This window comes from Coprococcus sp. RTP21204st1_G4_RTP21204_210225, assembly GCF_040915385.1.
Classification (GTDB): domain Bacteria; phylum Bacillota; class Clostridia; order Lachnospirales; family Lachnospiraceae; genus Allocoprococcus; species Allocoprococcus comes.
Map to the genome: position 1 here is coordinate 1 of NZ_JBCPDP010000021.1, position 26,603 is coordinate 26,603.

Consider the following 26,603-nt stretch of genomic DNA (forward strand, 5'->3'; position numbering starts at 1 on the left):
CGCCAGCCATAGCATGGCTGACGATACAAAAATTTATTATTTTTTATTGTCCTCTTGACGGGGAGCATACCATTTGCATAGTGAGGGCGTTTTTTATGGTGAAAAGAGTGAGTAAAAGGGTAAGTGAGATAGTCTTTCTGATAGCAGCAGGGGGAAGCACCTATTATCTGATCGAGATCTGGTTTCGTGGATTTTCTCATTGGACTATGTTTGTGCTTGGGGGAGTTGCATTGACATTTTGTAGTTTTCAGGGCGAGGTAATGCACTGGTCTGAGCCGATGTGGATTCAGATTATCCGGGCAGTGCTTTTCCTGACATCCCTGGAATTTATGACGGGGATTATCTGTAATAAATGGCTGAAGATCGGGATCTGGGATTACCGGGATCAGCCGTTCCAGCTGTGTGGCCAGATCTGCCTGCCATTTATGGTGATGTTTTCAGGACTTTTATGCCTTGCGATCGTGCTTGGAGGAGTGGTGCTCTGGGGCGTATATGGGGAGGAAAAGCCGGAGTTTCATGTGTTGTAAAAGGGACTTAAGCATTTTTTATATGTGAAAAATGATGAAATTAAGATGAAAAGAGTCGTGGGAAACCAAACTCTTTTCATCTTTTTTTGTGGATGGTTACAAAAATGAGCATAAATGCATTTTGTTAAATGTAAAATGTTGACAATTCTAGGAAAATTAAGTAAGATACAAGAAAGGTTCAAGATAAAAAACAAGTGAATATAATCATGGAAAAAGGAGGGCAGCAGGAAAAATCGGGGAAAATATAAACTGTTTTTTATTGAATGAGAAGTATATGTTATTTGGAGGAAAACTAAAAATGAATCAATATGATGAAGCCTTAAAAAAGGAGACCGCGTTTTTGGGCCAGCCTAGGGGGGTGGGGACTCTCAGCTTTGTACAGCTTTGTTCGTCTTTTTCAAACTACGCAATGAATGCCGTAATGATCTATTACCTGTATGCAAATGCACCTGCAGGTCTTGGATTTGATAAAGCGGATGCAGCACAGTTGATTTCTTTATATGCAACTGTAGTCGGAATGACAACCATCATCGGAAGCTATGTCTGCGACCGTATTCTTGGATGTCGTAGGTCACTGCTTGTAGCCAGAATTACCGGATTTATCGGTTATACTTTACTTGCATTTCCACTTGGGGTAGTAGGATATGCAGTAGCTATGGGATGTATGGTATTCGGTTCACTCTTCGCAGGAAGATGTATCGAAACTCTGATCGGTAAATTCTACGATGAGAACGATGGAAGACGTGACAGTGCCTTCACAATTTCCTACGTAATTTCCAATATCGGTGCAGCAGCTCCGGCCCTTGCAGGTGTAATCGCAGCGAAATGCGGATATCACGCAGCATTCGCATTATCAGCAGTTCTCTCATTCTTAGGTACTGTTGCTTATATTGCTACTTACAAAAAATTCTTTGGAAATATCGGTCTGGAACCGGATGATCCGCTTCCGGCAGATAAGAAACGTTCTTTTGTTGTAAAAATGCTTATTGTTGTTGCTATCGTAGGAACAGCTTTAGCAGTTTCATTTGCAACAGGAAAGCTGAAAATATCTTCCTTTGCAAACGTAGTAAGTACTATTTCCATCTTTATCCCGCTTGCTTATCTTGTCTTCATCTACTCAAGCAAGAAGACAGAAAAGCACGAGAAAAAGAAAGTACTTTGTCTGCTTCCACCATTTATCTGTAACGCCGTTACACTTTTGATCTGGACACAGACAATTTCAATCCTTGCTATTTTCTATGAAGAAAAAGTAAACCGTGTGATCTTCGGAGTAGAAATTCCGGCAGCTTCATTCCAGACAATCCCGGCAATCTTTGCGGTTTGCTTCGGTAGTCTTCTTACCATGCTTTGGACAAAGCTTGGCAAGAAACAGCCATTCGGAACAACAAAGATGGGATTCGGAACGATCTTGTGGGGACTTGGAGCAATGATTATTGCACTCCTTTATATCATCTACCCGGGCGATGCAAAAGTAAATGCATGGTGGATCGTATTATTCTATGCAGTACTGATGGTCGCCGAAGGATTTACCTGCCCGATCGGTTACTCCATTACAGCAGTAGCAGCACCAAAAGCCTTTGTAACACAGATGATGACTGTATGGTCAATGTCTCAGTCAGTAGGAGCTGCTCTTAACATGATCCTCGTTAACTTCTATAAAGAAGGAAGCGAAGTGCCGTTCTTCATCGGAATCGGTGCAGTTGTAGCTATCCTTGGTGCAGTCGTACTCGCTTTCAGCAAGAAGCTTGCAGAAGGAATGGGAATGGAAAGAGAAGCGTAGGAAGTTTCTCAAGAATAAATCTAATAAATGTCCTCTTAAAGAAGAAGTAGTAAAAGTATCAAAAAAATCCTTGTCAGGCAGAGATGTCCGGCAAGGACTTTTTGATTTTGTAATATTTTGTAATAAAGGAGGAAAGTGAGGTGGACAGATTTAAAAGAATGCTGCGATTATTACAATATAAACTATAAATCCCTATGTACTTATATGCAGAAAAATAAAATATCAAAAGAGGAGGCGCTCAGTCATTATTATCAGTATTATAAATATAATCGTTTTACATATAACCATGTGACCTATGACAGTTTCGCCGCATGCTGCATGGCATATGAGATTAAACCGATCTGCGTCCGGCGATATGCAAAAAGAAAGCATTTTCTGCTGCGGCATGCGCTTTCCAGCTATTTGAATTATCATAATAAAAGAAAAATATATTTCTGCGGACAGGAATATATTACATTTACATCATGTTGCAGAGCATTTGGATGCAATGCATCTTATGTGTCGGCATACGCAAAACGGCACGGAATATCCAGAGAAGAAGCTTTGAAATTTTATATCAATCGGTGTCATTAAAAGCGGTGCGCAATAGAGCATGGCGAAAGAATTGTTCGGCACAAGAAGCATTCCGGCATTGTTTGAAAAGGAAGAAGAATCTGGAAATGGACGCGTTTTACTATAAAGGTGATAGGTATAAGGACTTGAAAGAATGCTGCAAGCAATATGGAATCAATGTTCAATCTGTGCATTCTTATAGGTTCCGGAATAAAGACAGCGATTATGATGAGGCGATTGATTATATTAGAAAGATTACGAAACAGCGGCAATTTATTTGGGAGGATGGAAGTGTATATGAATCAATCAATTCCTTTTGTAGAATGAAAAGTATCTCTGTAAGCAGTGTGAGAGATAAAGTGAGAAAGAAAGGGATGTCTTTACAGGAAGCGGCAAAATATTATATTGAGAGAAATAGTTATGACTGATGAGTACGCAGTATAAGCGGATGGTAGAATTTGTGAGAAATGTGTTGCTGTTTATTGCAATTATGATAAAATTAGGATAAAATAAAGATAGAAAAAAGTGAAAGGAGAGGTGGAAATGATACAAATTCGCCCAGTTTCTGATCTCAGAAATAAATTTCCTGAAATTGAGACTCTTGTTAATAGTGGAAATCCTGTGTATTTAACTAAAAATGGATATGGAGCTATGGTTGTTTTAAGTTTAGAAGAGTATGCAAGCCTCACTGATAATATCGAAATGAAGCTTGATGAAGCTGACAGACAGGCTGCGGGAACCGATGAAAGACTTTCTCACGAAAGCGTGTTCAAAAATGCAAGGAGTGCAATACATGGAAAATAAATCTTATCAGCTTCGCTACTTGTCAATATTTGAAACTGATTTGCTAAGTACGGTAAATTACATTACAAATGTCTTGAAAAATGAAGATGCAGCACATCGGTTGGTTGATGATATTGAAAGTGCCATATTGAAAAGGCTGGAAAATCCTCTTGCGTTTGAACCTTATCGTTCTGCAAAAAGGAGAGAGTATCCATATTATCGGATTTATGTGAGGAATTATGTGGTATATTATGTGGTTATCGGGAATGTTATGGAAATAAGGCGACTGATATATAAAAGCACTTGATAAGGAACTGTAAGTTACGATGTTAAAAAGTAGAAGTTACTGATGATGGAACGCCGGATGAGGGGAAACTCTCATGTCCGGTGTGAAGTGGGGGAAAGTCTGGCGATAACATCAAAGGATTACCTATCACTATAGGACCGTTTGATTGCCCTGCATCATTTGGATATTGGTTGGAAACCATCTGACTTGGAACAGAGGGAAGGACGTATTATCCGTCAGGGAAACCATAATAAAAAGGTTCATATCTTCCGGTATGTAACAGAATCCACTTTCGACAGTTATATGTGGCAGTTGATCGAGAACAAGCAGAAATTCATTTCCCAGATTATGACGAGCAAAGCACCGGTCAGAAGTTGTGAAGATGTGGACGAAGCGGCGCTGTCCTATGCAGAGGTCAAAGCACTTGCAACCGGAAATCCGGCAGTAAAAGAGAAGATGGCATTAGATGTGGATGTGGCAAAATTAAAGCTTTTAAAAGCTAATCACATGAATAACCAGTACCGCCTGGAAGATGACATTGCAAGGAATTTTCCGCAACAGATTGCAAAACTGACGGAGATTATTGCCAGCTACAAGGCAGATAAAGGAAGTACTGTTGATCGTATTTCGGTAGAGGAGTTTCCAAATTACACTATTCCCGTGATTTCATTGAAGAATCAGAAAAAAATGGTTGCAGTATTAGAAAAAATCGACGCTAAGATAAGGACTAATAATAAGATAAATGATTATTTATCATATCAATCTTCGATGGCAGCTTGACCATTCATGAGCATTGGAAGTAACCAGTCTCTTATTGAGGCTAATTCATCACTTTCTTTCTGATATTGTTCTTGAAGCATGAGCAAACAATTAAACTTGTTTAAAATAGCTTTATTATCAGGAATAAAAACTGGAATATTTTCAATATCTCCTTTGGTAATGAATTTTACAATCGAACCTGAAGCTGCAGATTTAAATGACTTTATTTGATACATGCTTGCTAAATACAGAAGAGCATAATACTCTAGGTCTGGTATTAACACATATGTTCTTTGATAAGCATTAAATTTTCCTGTATAATGCTTAACATTAAACTCTCCATTGCCGGCTATCAAAATAGATGAAGCATTGAACGCATATTCATCACATTTCAATGTATTACTTGAGCAAGTAAAGAAATTATATTTCCCATTTGGTGATGAAAAATTTGCATCTTCCTTCCCAGTAACAATATTGGTCAAAGCAGATGCAATTGTATTACGACCAGTAATATTCCCAGTTTGAGCATCATTCATCATATTTTCATACAACAAGCAAAGTAGCTGTTCTAAATAATCATTTAAAGTGGAATGGAGAAGATAGATACGATCGAGAAATTTCTATTGTAAAAGAGTCATGACCAAAGAGAAATATCTAAATTATATAGATAGCCTTGTTATCCAGTAATTCAAGGAGAACGAATCAACTATCAAAATAAATAATGTTTTGAATACGGGGATGAAGTAGAAAGGAAAGTACCATGACAAAGGATGAAGTAAAAAAACTCTGGATGGACAGTCCGGAATCACTACAATTTTTAAATAATGCTACAAAATTTTATAATTTAATGATGATGTATCGTTGTGCTATTCGGGAGATACAAACTAAACTTGAGGTTTTGGATGATGAATTTTCAGTTGAGAACAATCGAAATCCTATTTCTTTTATAAAAACAAGGATTAAGAAGCCCAATAGTATTTACAATAAATTGCAGAAAATGGGACATGATTTTACAACAGAAAATATACAGACATATTTAAATGATGTAGCAGGCGTTCGAATAGTTTGTGCGTTTATTGACGATATTTATATGATATCAGATTTGATTACCCAACAGGATGATATTAAAGTTATTGAAATAAAAGATTATATAAAAAATCCAAAACCAAATGGTTATCGAAGCTATCATATGATTGTTGAAATACCAGTATTTTTTGCTAAGGGTAAAACACCTATGCGTGTAGAATTACAGATCCGAACCAATGGTATGGATTTCTGGGCAACATTGGAACATCAACTTCGCTATAAAAAAGGAATTGAAGAAATGCCTGGTTATGATGAGATAAGTGAAGAATTACTTCATTCTGCAAGAGCTATCATTGAAGCGGATAATGAAATGCAGAGAATAAAAGACAAAATTGGTATGTTTCATGAAATTTAGGCAGAAAACTGAGCAAGTAGGAAGGTGGAATATATATGAAGCAAGATACTTTAGAGGGCAAAGCAAAAACAAAAAATGGGGTAAAACGGCTGTGTTTTTCCATAGTCTGCATTCTTCTGGAAGTAATTTTTATTATTACTATCGTAACACGCTTGAATGAATATGCAGAAATTATAAATTTATTTACAAGGATTTTGAGTGGAATCTTGGTTTTGGGATTGTACGCATCAGATAAGACCTCTTCTATGAAAATGCCTTGGGTCATCTTAATTCTAATCTTCCCAATTATGGGTGTAGGCCTGTATTTGTTGATTGGTTTGAATGGTGGCACACATAAAATGCGTGAACGATATACAGAAATTGATAGTAAATTATTACCAATGCTTCCTGACAATCAGGAGTGTTTGAGTAGAATAAAAGAAACGATTCCGAAAGCAGGAAATATCGCAAGTTACATACAAAGAAATTCGCAGTATCCAATCTATCAGAATACAGATATTGTGTATTTTGATGAAGCAGTGACAGGATTAGAGGCACAGCTTAAGGATTTGAAGAAAGCACAGAAATTTATCTTCATGGAATATCATGCGATAGAAGACGCTGAAGCATGGCATAAGATTCAAGATGTTCTGGAAGAGCGAGTAAAAGCAGGTGTGGAAGTTAGAGTATTCTATGATGATATGGGTTCTATAGGCTTTATTAATACAGATTTTGTGAAAAAAATGGAGCGAATAGGAATTCATTGCCGTGTATTCAATCCGTTTATGCCAGGTTTAAATCTGTTTTTGAACAACCGTGATCATAGAAAAATAACAGTTATTGATGGAAAAGTCGGATTTACAGGTGGATATAATCTCGCAAATGAATATTTTAATTACACACACCCGTACGGACAGTGGAAAGATACAGGTATTCGTTTAGAAGGAGATGCTGTTCAGTCGCTTACGGTGACATTTTTGGAGATGTGGAATGCAGTAAGTGATAAGGATGCTAATGATTCTGATTTTAGTAAATACCTTTTCCATTATGATTATGCGGCACAGCAAACTGGGTTTGTTCAACCTTATGCAGACAGTCCTATGGATAATGAGCAGGTAGGAGAAGAAGTTTATATCAGTATGATAAATAAAGCTGAAAAATACTGTTGGTTTATGACTCCATATCTAATCATAACAGATGAAATGACACATGCGTTATGCCTGGCTGCTAAGCGAGGGGTAGATGTAAGAATTATCACACCGGGTATCCCTGATAAGAAGTTCATTTATAATATAACTCGTTCTTTTTATCATGGATTAGTTAAACATGGTGTTCGTGTTTATGAGTGGACTCCTGGTTTCTGTCATGCAAAAATGAGTGTGGCAGATGATTGTATGGCAACCTGTGGAACAATTAATCTGGATTATCGAAGTTTATATCACCATTTTGAAAACGGCTGTTTTATGGCAGATTGTCAGGCAGTTGTGGAAATAAAAAATGATTTGATAAGAACGATGGGAGAATGTCGTGATGTGACAGACCAATATCAAACCGGACGAAGTGCATATTTGCGACTGGGACAATTATTTATGAGATTATTTGCTGGATTGCTATAAGAATCTGATGAAACGACCTTTCAAAAAACAGTTGATTTAGAAGTTAACTGTTTTTGAAAGGCCGTTTTTGTTATATCTAACAGTCTGTTGTACAAAGAAGATTTTGCATGGATGAAAAAACAAACCTTGTTGAGGTTAAATTGAGTTTTCCATTGTATTGTATGTGTTTCTTTTAATCGTAATAATGGCAGGTAAGGAGCTGTATATGGTAGTCAGTGGATGTCTTGTGATACGAAAGACAGGAAAAGTACATGGTGCAGACTGGCATGGAAAGATAGTAACCTTTTTATTATATGGAACTGCAGCGGTGCATATTATATGGTTCCACATTACACCGATGGTATCAGATCTGTTGATTGGTTTGTGCGCTATAATGATGGTCATATCGGTCGCTCTGTATATTATCCAGAATACCAGGACTCTTAAGGGAGAGACTGTATAAGCAATTTTATATTGCAATGACTAGAAAAATATTTAGGAGAAGATAGATATAAACAGTAAGTCAAACACACAAACTATGGAGTCTTTAGTCGGTTTAATAAAATTTTAGATAGAAAATAAATCATTCAATGTCATTTAGATAAGGTTTTTTATGACAAAAAGACAGATTGCATATCTGCCTCATAATGCAGTATAATAGTAACGAGATTTATGTAACCCGATACATGAAATCCCTATTTCTCTTTGGACTGAGGTGGATAGGATATTTTCGATTGTACCTGACAGGTGTCAGATACTTTTGTATGAGAAGCATGGTCTCTGTTTCATCACCGCCGTGTTTGAGATATGCCCTGCATATGTTTACTGCATTTGAAACGGATTTACTCTGCATCTGGAGCATAAACTGAATATACTCGCGGAAAGAAAGTTTGCGGTTCCTGGTAAAATCACTTTCCGGATTACGGCAGAACATGGAGTGAATTTCATCGAGTTCTGTGATGCAGTTGTCGAGTGTGGATTTTAAATTAGATAAGAAAAAATCAGCCATAATGAGCCTCCTTGAAATATGTTTATAATCAAGGCTTGCGCAACATATATTGGCTTACTTGTCAACTGTTTTTTGTAATATTTTTAAAGTTTTTAGGCATAAAAACAGTGGCTTTCTATGACAGAAAACCACTAAAATGATGCTTAACTGAATGGCATTGCTTTATAATCACTTTGAAAATGGATGTTTTATGGCGGATAGTCAGACAGTTTTGGATATAAGAGATGATCTTGGAGCAACAATGAATGAATGTAGGGAAGTGACCGAAAAGTACCGCACAGGACGGAGTGCATATTTACGGATCGGACAGTTGTTTATGAGATTGTTTGCAGGACTATTATAGCAGAAAGAAGAGGTGTTCGATATGTGTACAGCAGCAACTTACAAAACAAAAGATTTTTATATGGGTAGAACGCTTGATTATGAATTTTCCTATGGGGAACAGATTACGATAACGCCAAGAAATTACGAATTTGATTTCCGGTTTGCCGGGAAGATAAAAAGCCATTATGCTTTGATCGGAATGGCATTTGTTGCAGGAGGTTATCCGCTTTATTATGATGCTGTTAATGAAAAAGGCCTTGGAATGGCAGGTCTTAATTTTGTCGGCAATGCGGCATATGAAGAGGCTTTGCCGGAAGATGAAACAGAAGTCAGCCAGGTGGCACAGTTCGAGTTCATCCCATGGATCCTTACACAGTGTGCTACTGTAGCAGAGGCGAGAGAGAAGCTGGCAGCAATGAGACTGACAGGCACAGCATTCAGTGAACAGCTGCCGACAGCACAGCTTCACTGGATCATTGCAGACAAAGACGCCTGTATCGTTGTTGAGTCTATGAAGGATGGGCTGCATGTATATGATAATCCGGTAGGAGTGCTTACCAATAATCCACCATTCCTGGGTCAGATGTTTGCACTGAATAATTATGCCGGAGTATCCAGAAAACAGCCGGAGAGTACTTTTGCAGGAGTATTACAGCTTGATGCATATAGCAGAGGAATGGGTGGAATGGGAATACCTGGAGATCTTTCCAGCCAGTCAAGATTTGTGAAAGTTGCCTTTACAAAATTAAATTCGATCTCCGGTGAAGAAGAGGGTGAGAGTGTAAGCCAGTTCTTCCATATCTTAGGATCTGTAGATCAGCAGCGTGGATGTTGTGAGGTGACAGAAGGCAAATATGAGATCACGATATACACGTCCTGTTGTAATACAGCAAAAGGTATTTATTATTATACGACTTATGATAATCATCAGATCACAGCGATTGACATGCATGCGGAAAATCTGGATTCAGATCAGCTGATCTGTTATCCGCTTCTGTCCAAGGGCGAAGTCAGATGGCAGAATAAATAATACGAAAATGCGCGGAGAAAGCATATCGCAGAACAACAGGAGGAAAGACCATGAAAGAAGTTAAAACACCGAAAAAACCACTGGCATATTATTATGGGATTGTGTTAATAGTGCTGATCGTATTTAATCTGGTTGTCACACCAATCCTTATGGAGCATCAGGTAAAGGAAACGGATTATGGAACTTTTATGAGCATGATCGAGAAGAAGAATATCGGTGAAGTAGAAGTTAAGGACAATCAGATCATCTTTACAGATAAAGATCAAAAAAATATTTATAAAACAGGTCTGATGAACGATCCGAACCTGACGGACAGGCTATATGAATGTGGAGCAGTATTCGCAAAAGATATCGATAAGCAGATGTCACCGATCATCAGCTTCCTGCTGACCGGGGTTTTGCCATTGATCCTTTTTATCGCACTGGGAAATTATATGGCGAAGAAACTGATGGAGCATGCCGGAGGAAAAAATTCGATGGCTTTTGGAATGGGAAAAAGCAATGCGAAGATTTATGTGCAATCCAGTGAGGGAATCCGTTTTTCAGACGTTGCAGGAGAAGATGAGGCGAAAGAAAACCTTTCAGAGATCGTTGATTATCTTCACAATCCGAAGAAGTATACCGATGTAGGTGCGTCTATGCCAAAAGGTGTCCTTCTTGTAGGACCTCCGGGAACTGGTAAAACAATGCTTGCAAAAGCAGTTGCGGGTGAATCAAATGTACCATTTTTCTCAATGTCCGGATCAGAATTCGTAGAGATGTTTGTCGGTATGGGAGCTTCCAAGGTTCGAGATCTTTTCAGACAGGCAAAGGAAAAGGCACCATGTATCGTGTTTATTGATGAAATTGATGCCATTGGTAAAAAGCGTGACGGACAAATGGGCGGAAATGATGAGAGGGAGCAGACCTTAAATCAGCTTCTTACAGAGATGGATGGATTTGAAGGAAATAATGGTGTCATCATTCTTGCTGCAACGAACCGTCCGGAGTCGTTAGATCCGGCACTTACACGTCCGGGACGTTTTGACAGGCGTGTGCCGGTTGAACTGCCGGATCTTGCAGGACGTGAAGCAATTTTAAAGGTTCATGCAAAGAAGATAAAAGCATCTGATGATGTTGACCTGCATACGATTGCACGTATGGCATCCGGTGCATCCGGTGCGGAGCTTGCCAATATTATAAATGAAGCAGCATTACGTGCTGTCCGTAGTGGAAGGATCGTTGTAAATGAATCTGATCTCGAAGAAAGTATAGAAGTGGTTATTGCAGGATATCAGAAGAAGAATGCGGTTCTTTCAGATCAGGAGAAGAAGGTTGTTGCATATCATGAGATAGGACACGCTCTGGTAGCTGCATTGCAGAGTCATTCAGCACCGGTCCAGAAGATTACGATCATCCCGCGTACCTCAGGTGCACTCGGCTACACTATGCAGGTTGAGCAGGGTGATAAATATCTGATGACGAAAAAAGAACTTGAGAATAAGATTGTTACATTTACAGGCGGACGTGCGGCAGAGGAGATCGTATTTGGTGAGATCACGACAGGAGCCTCCAATGATATCGAACAGGCAACAAAAATTGCAAGAGCGATGATCACCCGCTACGGCATGACAGATGAATTCGACATGGTGGCAATGGAAACCGTGACCAACCAGTATCTTGGCGGCGATACGTCTCTTTCCTGTTCCACAGATACCCAGAAGGAAATTGATGAAAAAGTCGTGCAGCTCGTAAAAGCAGAGCATGAAAAAGCAAGAAAAATCCTTTCCGAAAACAGGGAAAAACTGGACGAACTGGCTATGTACCTGTATGAGAAGGAAACAATTACAGGTGACGAATTTATGGATATTTTAGACAGAAAATAATGTAGTTAATTAGATAATCAATGTCATTTAGATAAGGTTTTTTATGATGAAAACAGTATATCATATGCGTTCATGCATTGAAAATACTGTTCAGTTAAGAAATGCTGTATTTTTTAGGTGCACTAATGCGTAGAAAGCAGGTGTATGATGAGTTCAAATCATTTTTTGTGTATGACAAAAAGACAGATTGCATATCTGCCTCATAACGCAGTATAATGGTAACGAGATTTATGCAACCCGATACATGAAATCCCTATTTCTCTTTGGACTGAGGTGGATAGGATATTTTCGATTGTACCTGACAGGTGTCAGATACTTTTGTATGAGAAGCATGGTCTCTGTTTCATCACCGCCGTGTTTGAGATATGCCCTGCATATGTTTACTGCGGTGGCGAAATTAATTTTATAGACGTGTTTGGTATTTTTAGATGTTTTTACCACAGCGTGAGAAGTCACTAATTCACAGAAATTATACAGAATCATACGAGCATTGATTTCCCCGATTAATACTAAATTGACTACTCCAGCATCACCTATTGATCATATCTTTACTAAAGGATTTATAAAAAATACATGTAGAGTGTCGCAACCAACAGAGTGTTCTGATCGTTTAATTTTATGGGCTGAAGAAAAATAGTTAGTAGTTCTGAAAAATGGAATTATTTTATATAAAGGAGCGGACAAATTCTCATTTACAGGGAGCGGAAGATTGAGCTGGATAAAATACCCAGCTCAATCTTCCACATGGAATACATCTTCCACCAGCATATTAAGGGTGATAGGGTAGAGCAATAAAACAGATTAGATGGAAAGGGAAGAGGCACCGTTACATAGGTACCTCTTCTTTTTAAAGAGTTGGCTCTTTCCCTGATACAGGAATTTGCATCTCCGGAGCATTGAGCAGTGCTGTGAAATTCTGCTGAATGATTTCCAGAGTTTTCAGCTTTTTCTGTAATTCCTGTTTTCCCGAACAGTAGAAGTCTGTTCAGATTCAAGATTTTCAATCTGCTTCTGGATTTTATTAGAGCTTGGGATTTTGGTAACACCGAGATCCTGAAGCTCTTTTTTTAGTGAATCGTGGAGCTGGTATTCTGCCTGATGTTTGATCCGGTATGCTTTGGGATTTTTAGCAGATTTGCAATCTTCAATCACTTTTCGGCAGAGACGGTAAGAATCACAGTGTTTTTGAATGATTTTCTGTGTGCTCAGCTCACTGTTAATTTGTATTATTCTCTGTTCAGCCGCTTTAACAGAAGCATCAACGTCAGAAATATGCTGTTGGAAATCTTCATAATTCAGCAGGTTATTTTCGGAAAGATAGTTGAAGGTGCGGGCTGCTTCTTTTAGATTATTTAGTTTTGCCCAACGTTCAAATCCTTCTCGATTGCCGGTTGTAACATACGTGCCGTGACATTTCTATTAAGATCAGGAGTAATCTTGAGATTAAGAGGGAAAAAGGGGAATGCGTGACTCCGTTTGTAGCATTTGGATACAGGAAGACAAAGACAGATAAGCATAAATTAGAGATTGACCCATCTGCAGGCAGTGTAGTACAGGATATTTTTAAGATGAAGCTACGGGGAATGAGTCAGGATGCGATCGCTAATCGTTTAAATGAACTGGGTATTCTTTCACCATTTGAATATAAAATCAGCAGCGGCAGTCATTATGAAACTGGCTTCCGGCAGAAAGAGCAGGCACTTTGGAGTTCTGTTACAGTCCGTAGGATACTGGAAAACGAGGTTTATATCGGAAATCTTGTGCAGGGAAAAAGGACAACACCGAACCATAAAGTGAAGCAGACTTATGTGAAACCGGAAGATGACTGGATCCGGATTGAGAAAAATCATGAGCCACTGGTGAGTGACCGTGATTTTGAAATTGTTCAGAGACTTCTGGGCATGGATACACGTACTTCACCTGACCAAAAGCAGGTATATCTGTTATCCGGAATTGCTGTATGTGCGGATTGTGGTGCACCTATGACAAGAAAGGTTTCCACTGTGGCAGGAAAAAAATATGCTTATTATCTATGTTTCACAAATATTGTAGGAGATGGAACTCCAGGGGATATCTTTGGAGATATTCAACTATTACAAGATGTTAAAATGGATATTCCGCCGGTGGTTGAATTGGGGATGAGATTAAAAAGAAGAGGAATCGAATTAGATACACCGATTCTCAGAGAGCAGGACATGATAGAAGCTATAGAAAAATTATACAGAATGAAATGTGGAGGCAGTGAAGATGCTGAAAGGTAAAAATATCACATTTTCTTATTCGGATTCTGCAAAGGGGAAAATACAAATATTAAAGGATATTTCATTTCATATCAATAAAGGGGATTTCATTGGATTAATTGGTGCATCGGGGTCTGGAAAAACAACTTTTATCAAACATTTAAATGGTTTATTAAAGGCAGATTGTGGAGAAATTTTTTTTGAAGGGCAAAATATATATGAAAAAAAATATCCGTTGTCACAGCTTAGAAAAGAAGTAGGGCTCGTTTTTCGGTATCCGGAGCAGCAATTATTTGGAAGAACAGTTTTGAAAGATACGATGTATGATCCGCTAAATCTGGGGATGAGCGAACAGGACGCAAAAAAGTCCGCAATTGATAGTTTAGAGCTGGTTGGAATAACAGAAGAATATTATCAGATGAGTCCGATTGAATTGTCTGGTGGTCAGAAACGTTGCGTGGCAATTGCAGGGGTACTTGCAATGCAACCGAAAATATTAGTTCTTGATGAACCGGCTGCAGGACTTGACCCTGAAACAAAATGTGATATTTTTGAAATATTACAGAAAATACGTAAACAACGAAACGCGGCAATTGTATTAGTATCCCATCATATGGAAAAATAGGACCTTTCGCATGAACGAATGGTCCTATTTCTTTTAGGGACTTATTTCACAGCCTCTTTTCCTATTTTTTACAAATTATTTCATATTGCTCATAGCTAAGGAGGTTTATTAATTGGAATATACTAAGAAAAATACAGAGGATCCAAAACTTCTTTTATCAGTAAAAGAAGCCTGCAAGTTAACAGGAGTGTCCGAAAAAACAATGCGTTCTTTAGCTTATGAGCAAAAAATGATGGTGCGAATAGGAAAAAGAACTTTAATTCACAAAAAAAAATTAGAAAAATGGATTGACTATCAAGTGCGGCATTGAGTATTTTATCCTATAGTACCCAAAAAGAGCTTCTTGAAAAGCTCATTAAAATTTGATACTATTAAACGGATGAAGTACCTGTCCATGGGTCAAGAAAAGACAGGTGATCGTCATGGGAAAAGATCTAACAGGCAAAGAATTAGGAAAAGGGTTTACCCAACGAAAAGATGGGCGTTATCAAACACGCATATCACTTGGAGGAGGAAAGAAACCGATATGCCTAATATGGTCATACTTTAAAAGAAGTTAAAAAGAAAAGGGAAAATTATTAGAAAAAACAAAATACGGATTAGATATAGACACACACAAAATAACTCTAAATCAGTGGTTTGAAAAATGGATGGAACTCTATATCGTAAATAGGATAAAAAAAACAACAATTCGGAATTATATCGATTCGTATAATCGGTGTATAAAATATATAGGCTATATGAAATTAGCAGATATTCAAATCACGCATGTTCAAAATATGGTTATTGAACTAGCTAACAAAGGCTATAAAAAATCCACTATCCGTTCTACTGTTTCTGTCGTATCCAGCTGTCTTGAAAGAGCTGTAATCGGAAAAATGCTTTTATTCAATCCATGCAGAGGGATTGTTTATCCGGAAATAACGAATAAAAACTTCAAACCGGTCAAAATAGCAGGACAGAATTTGAAACGCATGACAAACGACGAAATCATAAGGTTTTTTGATGTAGCAAGAGATACTCGATATTACGAATTATATATGCTGCTTCTTTTTACAGGAATGCGGATTGGAGAGGCGTGTGCATTGGAATGGAAAGATGTTGACTTTCAAAACAACTATCTCCATGTGTATAAAACAATCAATATTGTCCCTGTTTATTACGATGACAACGGGAACAAACTAGATAGACCTTATTACATCAAGCAAATTACATCTCCAAAAAGAACCGCAAGTATAAGAAAAATCCCTCTATTCAAGGCGGCAGTTGATGCGTTATATAGTTGGCGCGAAAAACAGCTTGCTGACAAAAGAAAGTACAAAAAAAGTGGGGGATTAAAAATTTGTTATTAAATGATTATCCTCAATTGATTTTTACGACACAAGAGGGAAATTGTTTTATGCCGACACAGGCAGAAAAAGAGTGCCGACGGATAACTTCCATAATGAATAATCATGAAAAACAACAGGCACTAACAGAAAATAGGGAATATCATATTTCCAATATTCATCCTCATTTATTCCGCCATACGTTTATTACATTGTGTTATGAATCTCATATGGATCCAGCGTCTATAATGCTTATTTCCGGACATAATGATATTGATATGATGAAACATTATACACATCCGGACTCCGTATTTATTAACAGCGAGTTTAATAAATATACAGGTTATATGCATAATTATTCATTTCGTTCAAATGCAACAATTGATCAGGATTTACAAATTTGGTCAAAAGATGGTCAAATTAGCATACCACAAACGCTGAAACCCTTATAAAATAAGGAGATTTTGATATGAGTAATGAATTAACACCGATGATGAAGCAATATATGCAGACAAAAGAGGAATACAAGGATTGTATCCTTTTTTACCGCTTAGGAGATTTTTATGAAATGTTTTTCGACGATGCTCTCACAGCATCAAAAGAGCTGGAAATTACTCTGACTGGAAAGAATTGCGGACTGGAAGAACGGGCACCGATGTGCGGAATCCCGTACCATGCAGTTGACAGTTATCTGAACCGTCTGGTATCAAAAGGCTATAAGGTAGCAATCTGTGAGCAGGTAGAAGATCCGAAAACAGCAAAAGGAATTGTAAAACGGGAAGTTATCCGTGTAGTAACACCTGGAACCAACTTGGATACTCAGGGACTGGATGAAACAAAGAACAATTACATTATGTGTATTGTCTATATGGCAGACCGGTACGGACTTTCGGTTGCGGATGTTACAACCGGGGAATATCTGGTGACAGAACTGGATTCCCAGACAAAACTGATGGATGAGCTTTACAAATTTATGCCGTCTGAGATTGTCTGCAATGAAGCATTTTACATGAGTGGACTGGATTTGGATGATCTGAAAAACCGTCTGCATATGGCAATTTATTCACTGGAAGCATGGTATTTTGATGATGCACTCTGCCGGGAAACTTTGCAGGAGCATTTTAAGGTGGCTTCTCTTGAAGGGATTGGACTTTCGGACTATGAATGTGGGATGATCGCGTCCGGTGCGCTTTTAAAGTATCTGGAAGAGACGCAGAAGAATTCCCTGTCTCATATGAGCCGTCTGACACGTTATGCAACGGGTAATTATATGGTTCTGGACAGTGCTACAAGGCGTAATCTGGAGTTGGTTGAGACTTTGCGTGAAAAGCAGAAAAGAGGATCCCTTCTGTGGGTACTGGATAAGACAAAGACGGCAATGGGGGCGAGAACCCTTCGGAAATATGTAGAACAGCCGTTGATCGACAAGAAATCCATTGTCAAAAGGCTGGATGCAGTTGCGGAATTGAAGGACAATGCTATTTGCAGAGAAGAAATCCGGGAATATTTGAATCCGGTGTACGATCTGGAGCGTCTGGTCGGGAAAATCACCTATCAGTCAGCAAATCCAAGAGACCTGATTGCATTTCAGAGTTCCCTTTCCATGCTTCCGTCGGTAAAATGCATATTAAAGGATATGGAGAGTGACCTTTTAAAAGAAATTTATGAAGAACTGGATCCGCTGGAAGAACTTTGTGATCTGGTTGGACGGGCGATTCAGGAAGAACCGCCGCTTGCCATGAAAGAAGGCGGAATCATCAAAGACGGTTATAATGAAGAAGTGGATCGTCTTCGAAAAGCAAAATCCGAAGGAAAGAACTGGCTTGCTGATCTGGAGACCAAGGAACGGGAAAAGACCGGGATTAAAAACCTGCGGATCCGTTATAATAAAGTATTCGGTTATTATCTGGAAGTTACCAATTCGTTCAAAGATCTGGTTCCGGATTATTATACAAGAAAGCAGACCCTTGCCAATGCGGAGCGTTATATCATTCCAGAACTGAAAGAGCTGGAAGATACGATTCTGGGAGCAGAGGATAAACTCTGTGCACTGGAATATGAGCTTTACTGTGAGGTTAGAAATACTATCGCAGCAGAGTTGACCAGGATACAGAGAACAGCAAAGGCAGTTGCAAAGCTGGATGTGATAGCTTCTCTTGCACTGGTTGCCGAGCGCAACAACTATGTACGGCCAAAGATCAATGAAAAGGGCGTGATCGACATTCGTGATGGGCGACATCCGGTGGTGGAAAAGATGATCCCGAATGATATGTTTATTGCCAACGATACTTATCTGGATGATAAAAAACAGCGCATTTCCATCATTACCGGACCAAACATGGCTGGAAAATCCACCTATATGCGTCAGGCTGCGCTGATCGTACTGATGGCACAGCTGGGATCCTTTGTGCCGGCGTCTTCAGCAAATATTGGACTTGTGGACCGCATTTTTACCCGTGTGGGAGCGTCAGATGACCTGGCAAGCGGACAGAGCACCTTCATGGTGGAAATGAACGAAGTGGCAAATATTCTGCGAAACGCGACAAGCAAGAGCCTTCTGATCCTGGATGAGATCGGAAGAGGAACCAGTACCTTTGATGGATTGAGTATTGCTTGGGCGGTTGTCGAGTATATAAGCAACAGCAAGCTTCTTGGGGCAAAGACCTTATTTGCAACCCACTATCATGAGCTTACCGAGCTGGAAGGCAAGATTAGCAATGTCAATAACTATTGTATTGCGGTCAAGGAAAAAGGTGATGATATCGTATTCCTGCGTAAGATCGTAAAGGGTGGAGCAGACAAGAGTTATGGTATCCAGGTCGCAAAGCTTGCAGGAGTGCCGGATCCGGTCATTAACCGCGCCAAAGAGATCGTAGAAGAGCTGGTGACAGCGGATATTACCGGAAAAGTAAAGGATATTGCGGTACAGGGAAGTGAGACGAAGAAAAAAACGCAGAAGAAGCTGGATGAGGTGGATCTGACACAGTTTTCTCTGTTTGATACCGTAAAAGATGATGATGTGTTAAATGAGTTAAAGGAACTGGATATCAGCCATATGACGCCAATGGATGCCATGAACAAACTGTATCAGCTGCAGAATAAGCTGCGGAACAGATGGTAGGCTGATCCATAAGAGAAAGGAAAGAAGAATCGAATGCCGCATATAGAATTGCTGGATCAGATTACAATTGATAAGATAGCAGCCGGGGAAGTGATTGAACGCCCGGCTTCTGTTGTGAAAGAGCTGGTGGAAAATGCGATTGATGCAGGATCTACAGCGGTGACTGTGGAGATTGAAGAGGGCGGGATTTCTCTGATACGAATTACGGATAATGGTTGTGGGATCGCGAAACAGGACGTGGAAAATGCATTTCTGCGCCATTCGACCAGCAAAATCCGCAGTGCAGAGGATCTGACACATTTGTCTTCTCTTGGGTTCCGCGGAGAAGCGTTGTCGAGTATTTCGGCAGTTGCAAGAGTGGAACTGATCACAAAGACAAGAGAAGATGTATTTGGGACAAAATATATCATAGAAGGCGGAAAAGGAAGAACGCCGGAGGAGACCGGAGCGCCGGATGGGACGACCTTTCTGGTGCGTCAGCTGTTTTTCAATACACCTGCCAGGCGCAAATTCCTGAAGACGCCGATGACAGAGGCAAGCCATATCAGTGATCTGCTGACTAGACTTGCCCTTTCCCATCCGGATATTTCCTTCCGGTTTATCAACAATGGACAGGTAAAGCTGCATACTTCCGGGAACGGGAAGATGAAAGATGTCATTTACCACATTTACGGACGGGAAATTGCGAACAATCTGATCCCACTGGAATTTGAAAAAGATGGTGTAAGGCTGTCCGGATATCTGGGAAAGCCAGTGATTAACCGTGGAAATCGAAATTTTGAAAATTATTTTGTCAACGGGCGTTATGTAAGGAACAGTATTCTTGCAAAAGCGATTGAAGATGGATACAAAGATTTTACGATGCAGCATCGTTATCCGTTTGTTGCATTCCAGATTGAGATCAATCCGGAAAAAATTGATGTAAATGTGCATCCATCCAAGATGGAACTTAGGTTCAGTAACCAGCAGGGGATTTACAATCTGCTTTATGAGGCGATCAGTAAAGGATTGCATGAGCCGGAGTTGATTCCGGAAGTGGAAATGTCTGAGATCAAAGTACCGGGAATGTCTGAAAAAAGACAGGAAAAGAAAACTGTTATAAGAGATGCGGGAAATCCATATCGGACAGATGGCACTTCACCCAAGATGCGAAAGAGTTCCGTTCAGGAGGGGGCAGAGCGAGCGGAATCCTGGTCGCAGTCAGAGATGCCGTCAGCAGAACTTCAGACACAGATAAGTACAGAAAAGACAGTCTCAACCGGTGACGAAAAGCTGGATTATTTTATGCAGAAGATGAGGGAGCGGGTTTATGCCAGTCATCTTACAGAAGCAAAAGAAGAGCAAGAGAAGAATATCGGTGCTAAAGAGTCAAAGATGGCTGCATTAGATGAAAATCCGGCTGTAGATATCCAGAATAAAGGAACAGAAAACAGAGCGCATTCTGATAAAAGTAAAGAAAAAACAGAGCGTGATCCAGAAAAAACAGAGCCAAATCTGTTTTTGAAGGATTTGAAAGCAAAAAAAGTAAAACAGTTAGATTTGTTTGAAGAGCAGATTTTAAAGAAAGAGGCAAGACAGGAATACCGGATCATCGGACAGGTTTTTGAAACCTACTGGCTGATCCAGTATCGTGACAGCCTCTATATTATAGACCAGCATGCCGCACATGAAAGAGTCCTTTATGAAAGGGCCCTTGCAGGAATGAAGAAGAGAGAGTATACTTCACAATACTTGAGCCCACCGATCATCCTGAGCCTTTCTATGCAGGAGATTGATGTGTTGGAGACATTTAAAGACCGCTTTACGGCAATCGGGTTTGAAATTGAGCCATTTGGTGGTGACGAGTACGCAGTTCGCGCAATTCCGGATAATCTGTTTGGAATCGCCAAAAAGGAACTGCTTCTTGAAATGTTGGATTCCCTGTCGGATGGGTTATCGACCAGTCTGGAACCAGAGCTGATTGATGAGAAGATTGCGTCCATGTCCTGCAAGGCGGCTGTCAAAGGAAATATGAAGCTGTCCTATGCAGAAATGGATGAACTGATCAATGAACTGTTGTCCCTGGATAATCCATATCATTGTCCGCATGGCAGACCAACGATCATTGCGATGACAAAGCGGGAACTGGAAAAGAAATTTAAGCGTATTGTGTAGGAGAAGAACATGACACAGATGACAGAGAAGAAAAAGCCACTGATCATATTGACAGGCCCGACTGCTGTCGGAAAGACGGCTGCGTCGATTGGCCTTGCAAAAGCAATTGGAGGAGAGATCATTTCGGCGGATTCGATGCAGGTATACCGGCACATGGATATTGGTTCCGCGAAGATTTTGCCGGAAGAGATGAAAGGTGTGAAACACTATCTGATCGATGTGCTTAATCCGGAAGAGGAATTTAATGTAGCTGTTTTTCAGAAGATGGCAAAAGATGCAATGGTAGAGATCTATAAGAGAGGACGTATTCCGATTGTTGTAGGTGGCACGGGATTTTATATCCAGGCGCTTTTGTATGACATTGATTTTGAAAAGGGAGAAGAAAACACTGCCTATCGAAAGAAGCTGGAAACGTATGCAAAGGAGCATGGTGCGCAGGCACTCCATGACAGGCTACGGGAAGCGGATCCAAAGTCGGCAGATGCAATTCATGCAAATAATGTAAAACGGGTGATTCGTGCTCTGGAATATTATCATGAGACAGGAACAAAGATTTCCGAACATAATGAAGCAGAACGGGAGAAGGATTCCCCGTATCGGTTTGCGTATTTTGTTCTGAATGATGTGCGTAGCCGTTTGTATGAGCGGATTGATCGTCGTGTGGATCTGATGGTGGTGCAGGGACTTGTAGATGAGGTGACTGCTTTAAAGACCAGAGGATGCACAAGGGAAATGGTTTCAATGCAGGGACTTGGATATAAGGAAATTCTGGATTATCTGGATGGAAAGAATTCACTTGAAGAAGCGGTAACGATCCTGAAAAGGGATACCCGTCATTTTGCAAAACGTCAGTTGACCTGGTTCCGCAGAGAGCGGGATGTGAACTGGATCCAGAAAGAGGAATTCGGATACGATGAAGAGAAGATTTTGCAGGCAATGCTTGCGATACTGAAAGAAAAGGAGATTACAGACTAATGGATATCAGTCAGAAAATACAGAAATTATATGAACAGACCGGAATTTCACCGGAAGTGTATGACTTTGGAGAAAAAATTGAAAAATCACTGAAAGAACGTTTTGATAAGATCGATAAGATGGCAGAGTTGAACCAGTTGAAGGTCATTCATGCCATGCAGGAGGCAAGGGTGAATGCAGAATGCTTTAACTATGCATCTGGCTATGGATACAATGATTTCGGAAGAGATACGCTGGAAAAGGTGTATGCAAATGTCTTTCATACCGAAGATGCGCTGGTAAGACCACAGATTACCTGTGGAACCCATGCACTTGCTTTAACGCTTTCTGCAAATTTAAGACCTGGTGATGAACTGCTTTCCATCGCAGGAAAGCCTTATGACACACTGGAAGAGGTTATTGGAATCCGCCCATCCACAGGTTCCCTTGCAGAATATGGAGTAATCTATAACCAGGTGGACCTGCTGCCGGACGGAAGCTTTGACTTTGATTCGATTGAAAAAGCGATTGGCGAGAAAACAAAGCTGATCACGATTCAGCGTTCCAAAGGATATCAGACAAGACCGAGTTTTTCTGTGGATCAAATTGGGGAAGCAATTGCATTTGTCAAGAAGATCAAACCGGAAGTCATCTGTATGGTGGATAACTGCTATGGTGAATTCGTAGAAGAAAAGGAGCCAAGTGATGTGGGTGCGGATCTGGTTGTCGGTTCCCTGATCAAGAATCCGGGCGGCGGACTTGCCCCGATCGGTGGCTATGTGGCTGGAAGAAAGGATCTGATCGAGCAGTGTGCTTACCGCCTTACTTCTCCTGGACTTGGAAAAGAAGTGGGTGCTTCACTTGGTGTGATGCAGTCGTTTTATCAGGGACTTTTCCTTGCACCGACTGTTGTTGCAGGTGCATTAAAAGGTGCTATTTTTGCGGCGAATGTATATGAAAAGCTTGGTTATGCAGTTGTACCGGACGGAAAAGAGGAACGCCACGATATCATTCAGGCGGTAACACTTGGAAGTGCGGAAGGTGTAATCGCATTCTGTCAGGGAATCCAGGCGGCAGCACCGGTTGACAGTTATGTAACACCGGAACCGTGGGCAATGCCGGGATATGACAGTGATGTGATTATGGCGGCAGGAGCATTTGTACAGGGATCGTCCATCGAACTGAGTGCAGATGGACCGATCAAAGAACCGTATGCAGTATATTTTCAGGGAGGTCTCACCTGGGCGCATGCAAAACTTGGTATTTTAATGTCTCTTCAGAAGTTATATGAAAAAGGAATTGTAAAGGAATTATAGAATGAAAAAAAGAGTCATCATCATCGGCGGCGGAGCAGCTGGCAGTATGGCTGCACTTACGGCGGCGCAGAACGGCGCAGATGTACTGCTTCTGGAACAGAATGAAATAATTGGCAGAAAAATACTGTCGACGGGTAATGGCAGATGTAACTTTACCAATCGTTTTCAGGATTCATCCTGCTATCGAAGCGATAATAGCGGATTTGCATGGAAATCAATCGGAAAATTTTCTGAGCCTGAGACAACATCTTTTTTTAAAAATCTTGGAATTTATCCGAAGGATAAAAATGGCTATCTGTATCCCTGGTCCGAGCAAGCCTCGGCAGTGAGGGAAGCGCTGGAGTCTGCGCTGAAACTGACAAAGATCCGGATTCATACCGGAGTTCGCGTATTTGGGATCATACCAAAGAAAAATGGTTTTCAGATCAGTTTTTCAAAAGATGGGAAAAAAGGAATGATTTCCGGTGAGGCTGTGATCCTTGCGGCCGGATCAAAGGCAGCTGCAAAGCTAGGGAGTGACGGAAGTGGATATGACCTGGCAAAAATGCTGGGACATAAGCTGGTTCCGGTTGTCCCGGCTCTGGTACAGCTCCGGTGCAGGGAAAAGCTGTACCGGCAAGTCGCAGGCGTTCGTACTCATGGAAAAGTAACGGTTTTTATCGATGGGACAGAAACGGCTTCTGATATCGGCGAGCTGCAGCTTACGGATTATGGTATTTCCGGGATTCCGGTCTTTCAGATCAGCCGTTATGCAGCGAGAGGTCTGTATGAAAAGAAAGAAGTTTTTGCAGAACTGGATTTTATGCCGGATTTTGGAGATGTAGAATTTTTGCAGATGTTAAAGGAACGGAAGATAAGGCTGGATGGTCTTGTGATGGAACAGTATTTTAATGGGTTATTCCACAAAAAGCTTGCCGGTGCGTTGCTTAAGAGAATTGGAATTTCAGGAACAATGCCGGTGCATGACCTTAGTGAAGAGAATCTGGAAAGACTTTGCCGGATCTGTAAGCATTTCCGTACTTATATTGATAAGACAAATCCGTTTGAACAGGCGCAGATCTGTGCGGGTGGTGTAGATACAAGCGAAATTGATCCGGACACGATGGAGTCGAAGCTTGTAAAAGGACTTTATTTTGCAGGAGAAATTCTGGATGTAGATGGAATCTGCGGAGGTTACAATCTGCAGTGGGCATGGACCAGTGGTTATCTGGCAGGGAAAGGAGCGGCAAATGCTTAGAATCAGTCAGCTGAAGCTTCCGGTTACGCATACGGAAGAGGATTTGAAGAAAAAGATTGTGCACACACTGATGTGCAGGACAGAAGCGGTACAGAGCTATGAGATTATCAAGCAGTCTCTGGATGCCAGAAAGAAGCCGGAGCTGTTCTATGTCTATACTGTGGATGTAAAAGCGGACAATGAAAAACAGCTTTTGAAGATGCTTACCCGAAAAAAGCGTGCAGGCAATGTGCAACTCCATGAAGCAATGCCATATGTTTTTCCGGCAGGAGGCAACGAAAAATTGAAGTCACGTCCGGTAGTTGTCGGATGCGGTCCTGCCGGACTTTTCTGTGCGTATTTTCTTGCAGAATATGGGTATCAGCCGGTTCTTCTGGAACAGGGGGCACCGGTAGAAGAGCGACAGAAAGATGTTGAGGAGTTCTGGAAGACGGGGGTGCTGAAACCGGATTCCAATGTGCAGTTTGGAGAAGGCGGAGCAGGGACGTTTTCAGACGGAAAACTAAATACACTGATCAAGGATCCGGTGGGGCGCAATCGTAAGGTGCTGGAGATTTTCGTGGAAAACGGAGCACCAAAAGACATTCTTTATGTGAATAAACCACACATTGGAACGGATATTCTACGGACTGTGATCAGAAATATGCGTGAGAAAATCCTTGTGTGGGGTGGTGAAATCCATTTTCATACACAGATGACAGAGGTCCTTTTTACGGAAAATACAAGGCGGATCAGAGGGATCGTATATGAAGATCTTCTGAAAAAAGAAAAAGAAGAAATACAGACGGAGACGCTGGTTCTGGCACCGGGACACAGTGCGCGGGAGACCTTTGCGATGCTCTTCGAGAAAAAGGTTCCGATGGAGGCAAAATCCTTTGCGGTTGGTGTACGTGCAGAACACCCGCAGGAGCTGATCAATCATTCCCAGTATGGGGATGCAAAGGCATCTCTTCCGGCAGCAGCCTATAAGCTGACTGCAAAACTGCCGGATGGAAGAGGTGTATATTCGTTCTGTATGTGTCCGGGAGGCTATGTGGTTAATGCGTCTTCGGAGGAGGGATATCTTGCGGTCAACGGAATGAGCTATCATGCCCGCGACAGCCACAATGCCAACAGCGCAATCGTTGTGACGGTTACACCGGAGGATTTTGAAAGCGACCATCCGCTTGCCGGAATTGCATTCCAGAGAAAACTGGAAAAGGCAGCTTACAAAGCAGGAAAAGGGAAAATTCCGGTACAGAGATACGGGGATTTTTACCGGAGTGTGACCGGAAAAGAAAAGGAAAAGACCGAAGCAGAAGTCTGGTATCAGGGACATGAGCCATGTATGAAGGGTGCGTATGAAGAGACAGACCTGGCGGGGATTTTTCCGGCAAAGATCAGTAGCGCGCTGGTGGATGGGATGGAAGATTTTAACAAGAAAATTCGAGGTTTTTCGCATCCTCTTTCCATTCTTTCCGGAGTGGAGAGCAGAACCTCTTCGCCGGTACGGATCGTAAGAGATAATCATTCGCTGGAAAGCGTGATTGGAGGACTTTATCCTTGCGGAGAGGGCGCAGGATATGCCGGCGGGATTACGTCGGCGGCAGCAGACGGTATTAAAATCGCAGAGAAAATTCGACAAAAATATGCACCGTTTTTATAGAAAACAGCTGTGTTAAGAAAAAAATAATATTTAAAAAGTCTATACACGTTTTT

The 26,603-nt window shown here is 40.7% G+C and carries 25 protein-coding genes and 3 pseudogenes; 25 read left to right on the forward strand and 3 right to left on the reverse strand.

From position 1 onward, the window contains the following. Window positions 1-95: 95 nt before the first annotated feature. From AB5213_RS14575 to AB5213_RS14610, 8 genes and pseudogenes are all read left to right on the forward strand, one after another. Window positions 96-527, forward strand: a complete 432-nt coding sequence (locus AB5213_RS14575; RefSeq protein WP_008375501.1) for a hypothetical protein — start codon at window positions 96-98, stop codon at window positions 525-527. A 298-nt stretch (window positions 528-825) separates the two neighbouring features. After that, the gene (locus AB5213_RS14580) at window positions 826-2,307 is read left to right on the forward strand and encodes a peptide MFS transporter (RefSeq protein WP_368276869.1); all 1,482 of its coding nucleotides are present in this window, start codon (window positions 826-828) and stop codon (window positions 2,305-2,307) included. A 135-nt stretch (window positions 2,308-2,442) separates the two neighbouring features. Continuing rightward, window positions 2,443-2,880, forward strand: a complete 438-nt coding sequence (locus AB5213_RS14585) for a hypothetical protein (protein WP_055247362.1) — start codon at window positions 2,443-2,445, stop codon at window positions 2,878-2,880. A gap of 86 nt (window positions 2,881-2,966) precedes the next feature. After that, a complete protein-coding gene (locus AB5213_RS14590; protein ID WP_055247366.1) occupies window positions 2,967-3,287 on the forward strand; it encodes a hypothetical protein in 321 nt (106 codons plus the stop codon). A gap of 115 nt (window positions 3,288-3,402) precedes the next feature. Beyond that, window positions 3,403-3,663, forward strand: a complete 261-nt coding sequence (locus tag AB5213_RS14595; RefSeq protein ID WP_044999282.1) for a type II toxin-antitoxin system Phd/YefM family antitoxin — start codon at window positions 3,403-3,405, stop codon at window positions 3,661-3,663. After that, window positions 3,653-3,949, forward strand: coding sequence for a type II toxin-antitoxin system RelE/ParE family toxin (locus AB5213_RS14600; protein WP_368276870.1), 297 nt, complete (start codon window positions 3,653-3,655; stop codon window positions 3,947-3,949). The genes AB5213_RS14595 and AB5213_RS14600 overlap by 11 nt, the downstream gene beginning before the upstream one ends. 135 nt (window positions 3,950-4,084) lie before the next feature. Then, a pseudogene (locus tag AB5213_RS14605) lies at window positions 4,085-4,531 on the forward strand (helicase); the annotation flags it as partial. Continuing rightward, window positions 4,511-4,708, forward strand: a complete 198-nt coding sequence (locus AB5213_RS14610) for a restriction endonuclease subunit S (RefSeq protein ID WP_256171082.1) — start codon at window positions 4,511-4,513, stop codon at window positions 4,706-4,708. The pseudogene AB5213_RS14605 and the gene AB5213_RS14610, both read left to right, overlap by 21 nt. Here AB5213_RS14610 and AB5213_RS14615 read toward each other — a convergent pair. Further along, complete coding sequence (locus AB5213_RS14615) at window positions 4,687-5,226, reverse strand: restriction endonuclease subunit S (RefSeq protein ID WP_055157818.1); 540 nt, start codon at window positions 5,224-5,226, stop codon at window positions 4,687-4,689. The two genes, AB5213_RS14610 and AB5213_RS14615, sit on opposite strands and share 22 nt — an antisense overlap. A 221-nt stretch (window positions 5,227-5,447) precedes the next feature. On the opposite strand from AB5213_RS14615, the gene AB5213_RS14620 reads away from it, so the two are divergent. The 3 genes and pseudogenes from AB5213_RS14620 to AB5213_RS14630 form a co-directional block, all read left to right on the forward strand. Next, the gene (locus AB5213_RS14620) at window positions 5,448-6,128 is read left to right on the forward strand and encodes a GTP pyrophosphokinase family protein (RefSeq protein WP_009203863.1); all 681 of its coding nucleotides are present in this window, start codon (window positions 5,448-5,450) and stop codon (window positions 6,126-6,128) included. A gap of 35 nt (window positions 6,129-6,163) precedes the next feature. Further along, a complete protein-coding gene (cls, locus tag AB5213_RS14625; protein ID WP_009203864.1) occupies window positions 6,164-7,723 on the forward strand; it encodes a cardiolipin synthase in 1,560 nt (519 codons plus the stop codon). Between the two features lie 160 nt (window positions 7,724-7,883). After that, a pseudogene (locus AB5213_RS14630) lies at window positions 7,884-8,165 on the forward strand (CDP-alcohol phosphatidyltransferase family protein); the annotation flags it as partial. Window positions 8,166-8,372: 207 nt separating this feature from the next. Here the strand turns inward: AB5213_RS14630 and AB5213_RS14635 are convergent. Then, the gene (locus AB5213_RS14635; protein WP_055248539.1) at window positions 8,373-8,711 is read right to left on the reverse strand and encodes a hypothetical protein; all 339 of its coding nucleotides are present in this window, start codon (window positions 8,709-8,711) and stop codon (window positions 8,373-8,375) included. Window positions 8,712-8,862: 151 nt separating this feature from the next. Here AB5213_RS14635 and AB5213_RS14640 point away from each other — a divergent pair, with 151 nt between their 5' ends. From AB5213_RS14640 to ftsH, 3 genes are read left to right on the forward strand one after another with little or no spacing between them, the layout of a single operon-like run. Next, on the forward strand, window positions 8,863-9,054 hold the full coding sequence (locus AB5213_RS14640; protein WP_008370191.1) for a hypothetical protein: 192 nt from the start codon (window positions 8,863-8,865) through the stop codon (window positions 9,052-9,054). Between the two features lie 21 nt (window positions 9,055-9,075). After that, entirely contained in the window at window positions 9,076-10,065 is a 990-nt protein-coding gene (gene bsh / locus AB5213_RS14645; protein WP_055158662.1) for a choloylglycine hydrolase, read from the forward strand. Window positions 10,066-10,115: 50 nt separating this feature from the next. Next, window positions 10,116-11,930, forward strand: a complete 1,815-nt coding sequence (gene ftsH / locus AB5213_RS14650; protein ID WP_368276871.1) for an ATP-dependent zinc metalloprotease FtsH — start codon at window positions 10,116-10,118, stop codon at window positions 11,928-11,930. A 939-nt stretch (window positions 11,931-12,869) separates the two neighbouring features. Here ftsH and AB5213_RS14655 read toward each other — a convergent pair. Continuing rightward, window positions 12,870-13,082, reverse strand: a complete 213-nt coding sequence (locus tag AB5213_RS14655) for a hypothetical protein (protein WP_243861738.1) — start codon at window positions 13,080-13,082, stop codon at window positions 12,870-12,872. 251 nt (window positions 13,083-13,333) lie between these two features. Here AB5213_RS14655 and AB5213_RS14660 point away from each other — a divergent pair. The 11 genes and pseudogenes from AB5213_RS14660 to AB5213_RS14710 form a co-directional block, all read left to right on the forward strand. Further along, a pseudogene (locus AB5213_RS14660) lies at window positions 13,334-13,975 on the forward strand (recombinase family protein); the annotation flags it as partial. Window positions 13,976-14,177: 202 nt separating this feature from the next. After that, window positions 14,178-14,795, forward strand: a complete 618-nt coding sequence (locus tag AB5213_RS14665) for an ATP-binding cassette domain-containing protein (RefSeq protein ID WP_368276872.1) — start codon at window positions 14,178-14,180, stop codon at window positions 14,793-14,795. 112 nt (window positions 14,796-14,907) lie between these two features. Next, complete coding sequence (locus AB5213_RS14670) at window positions 14,908-15,105, forward strand: helix-turn-helix domain-containing protein (RefSeq protein ID WP_117834776.1); 198 nt, start codon at window positions 14,908-14,910, stop codon at window positions 15,103-15,105. Window positions 15,106-15,415: 310 nt separating this feature from the next. Next, window positions 15,416-16,147: a tyrosine-type recombinase/integrase gene (locus AB5213_RS14675; RefSeq protein ID WP_256171318.1), complete on the forward strand. Its 732-nt coding sequence runs from the start codon at window positions 15,416-15,418 to the stop codon at window positions 16,145-16,147. Further along, entirely contained in the window at window positions 16,138-16,575 is a 438-nt protein-coding gene (locus tag AB5213_RS14680; protein ID WP_022221001.1) for a tyrosine-type recombinase/integrase, read from the forward strand. The genes AB5213_RS14675 and AB5213_RS14680 overlap by 10 nt, the downstream gene beginning before the upstream one ends. 38 nt (window positions 16,576-16,613) lie before the next feature. Continuing rightward, window positions 16,614-19,244: a DNA mismatch repair protein MutS gene (mutS, locus tag AB5213_RS14685; protein WP_055157135.1), complete on the forward strand. Its 2,631-nt coding sequence runs from the start codon at window positions 16,614-16,616 to the stop codon at window positions 19,242-19,244. Window positions 19,245-19,277: 33 nt separating this feature from the next. Beyond that, entirely contained in the window at window positions 19,278-21,398 is a 2,121-nt protein-coding gene (gene mutL, locus AB5213_RS14690; protein ID WP_173686614.1) for a DNA mismatch repair endonuclease MutL, read from the forward strand. A 9-nt stretch (window positions 21,399-21,407) separates the two neighbouring features. Next, a complete protein-coding gene (gene miaA, locus AB5213_RS14695; RefSeq protein WP_173686615.1) occupies window positions 21,408-22,373 on the forward strand; it encodes a tRNA (adenosine(37)-N6)-dimethylallyltransferase MiaA in 966 nt (321 codons plus the stop codon). Continuing rightward, window positions 22,373-23,668 carry a methionine gamma-lyase family protein gene (locus tag AB5213_RS14700; protein WP_117558327.1) on the forward strand — a complete coding sequence of 432 codons (1,296 nt, stop codon included), beginning with the start codon at window positions 22,373-22,375 and terminating at the stop codon, window positions 23,666-23,668. The genes miaA and AB5213_RS14700 overlap by 1 nt, the downstream gene beginning before the upstream one ends. A gap of 1 nt (window position 23,669) precedes the next feature. Then, a complete protein-coding gene (locus AB5213_RS14705) occupies window positions 23,670-24,905 on the forward strand; it encodes an NAD(P)/FAD-dependent oxidoreductase (protein WP_368276873.1) in 1,236 nt (411 codons plus the stop codon). Continuing rightward, window positions 24,898-26,550 (forward strand): NAD(P)/FAD-dependent oxidoreductase, encoded by a 1,653-nt coding sequence (locus tag AB5213_RS14710; RefSeq protein WP_173692524.1) that lies wholly within the window; start codon window positions 24,898-24,900, stop codon window positions 26,548-26,550. Before AB5213_RS14705 ends, AB5213_RS14710 begins: the two co-directional genes overlap by 8 nt. Window positions 26,551-26,603: the final 53 nt, after the last annotated feature.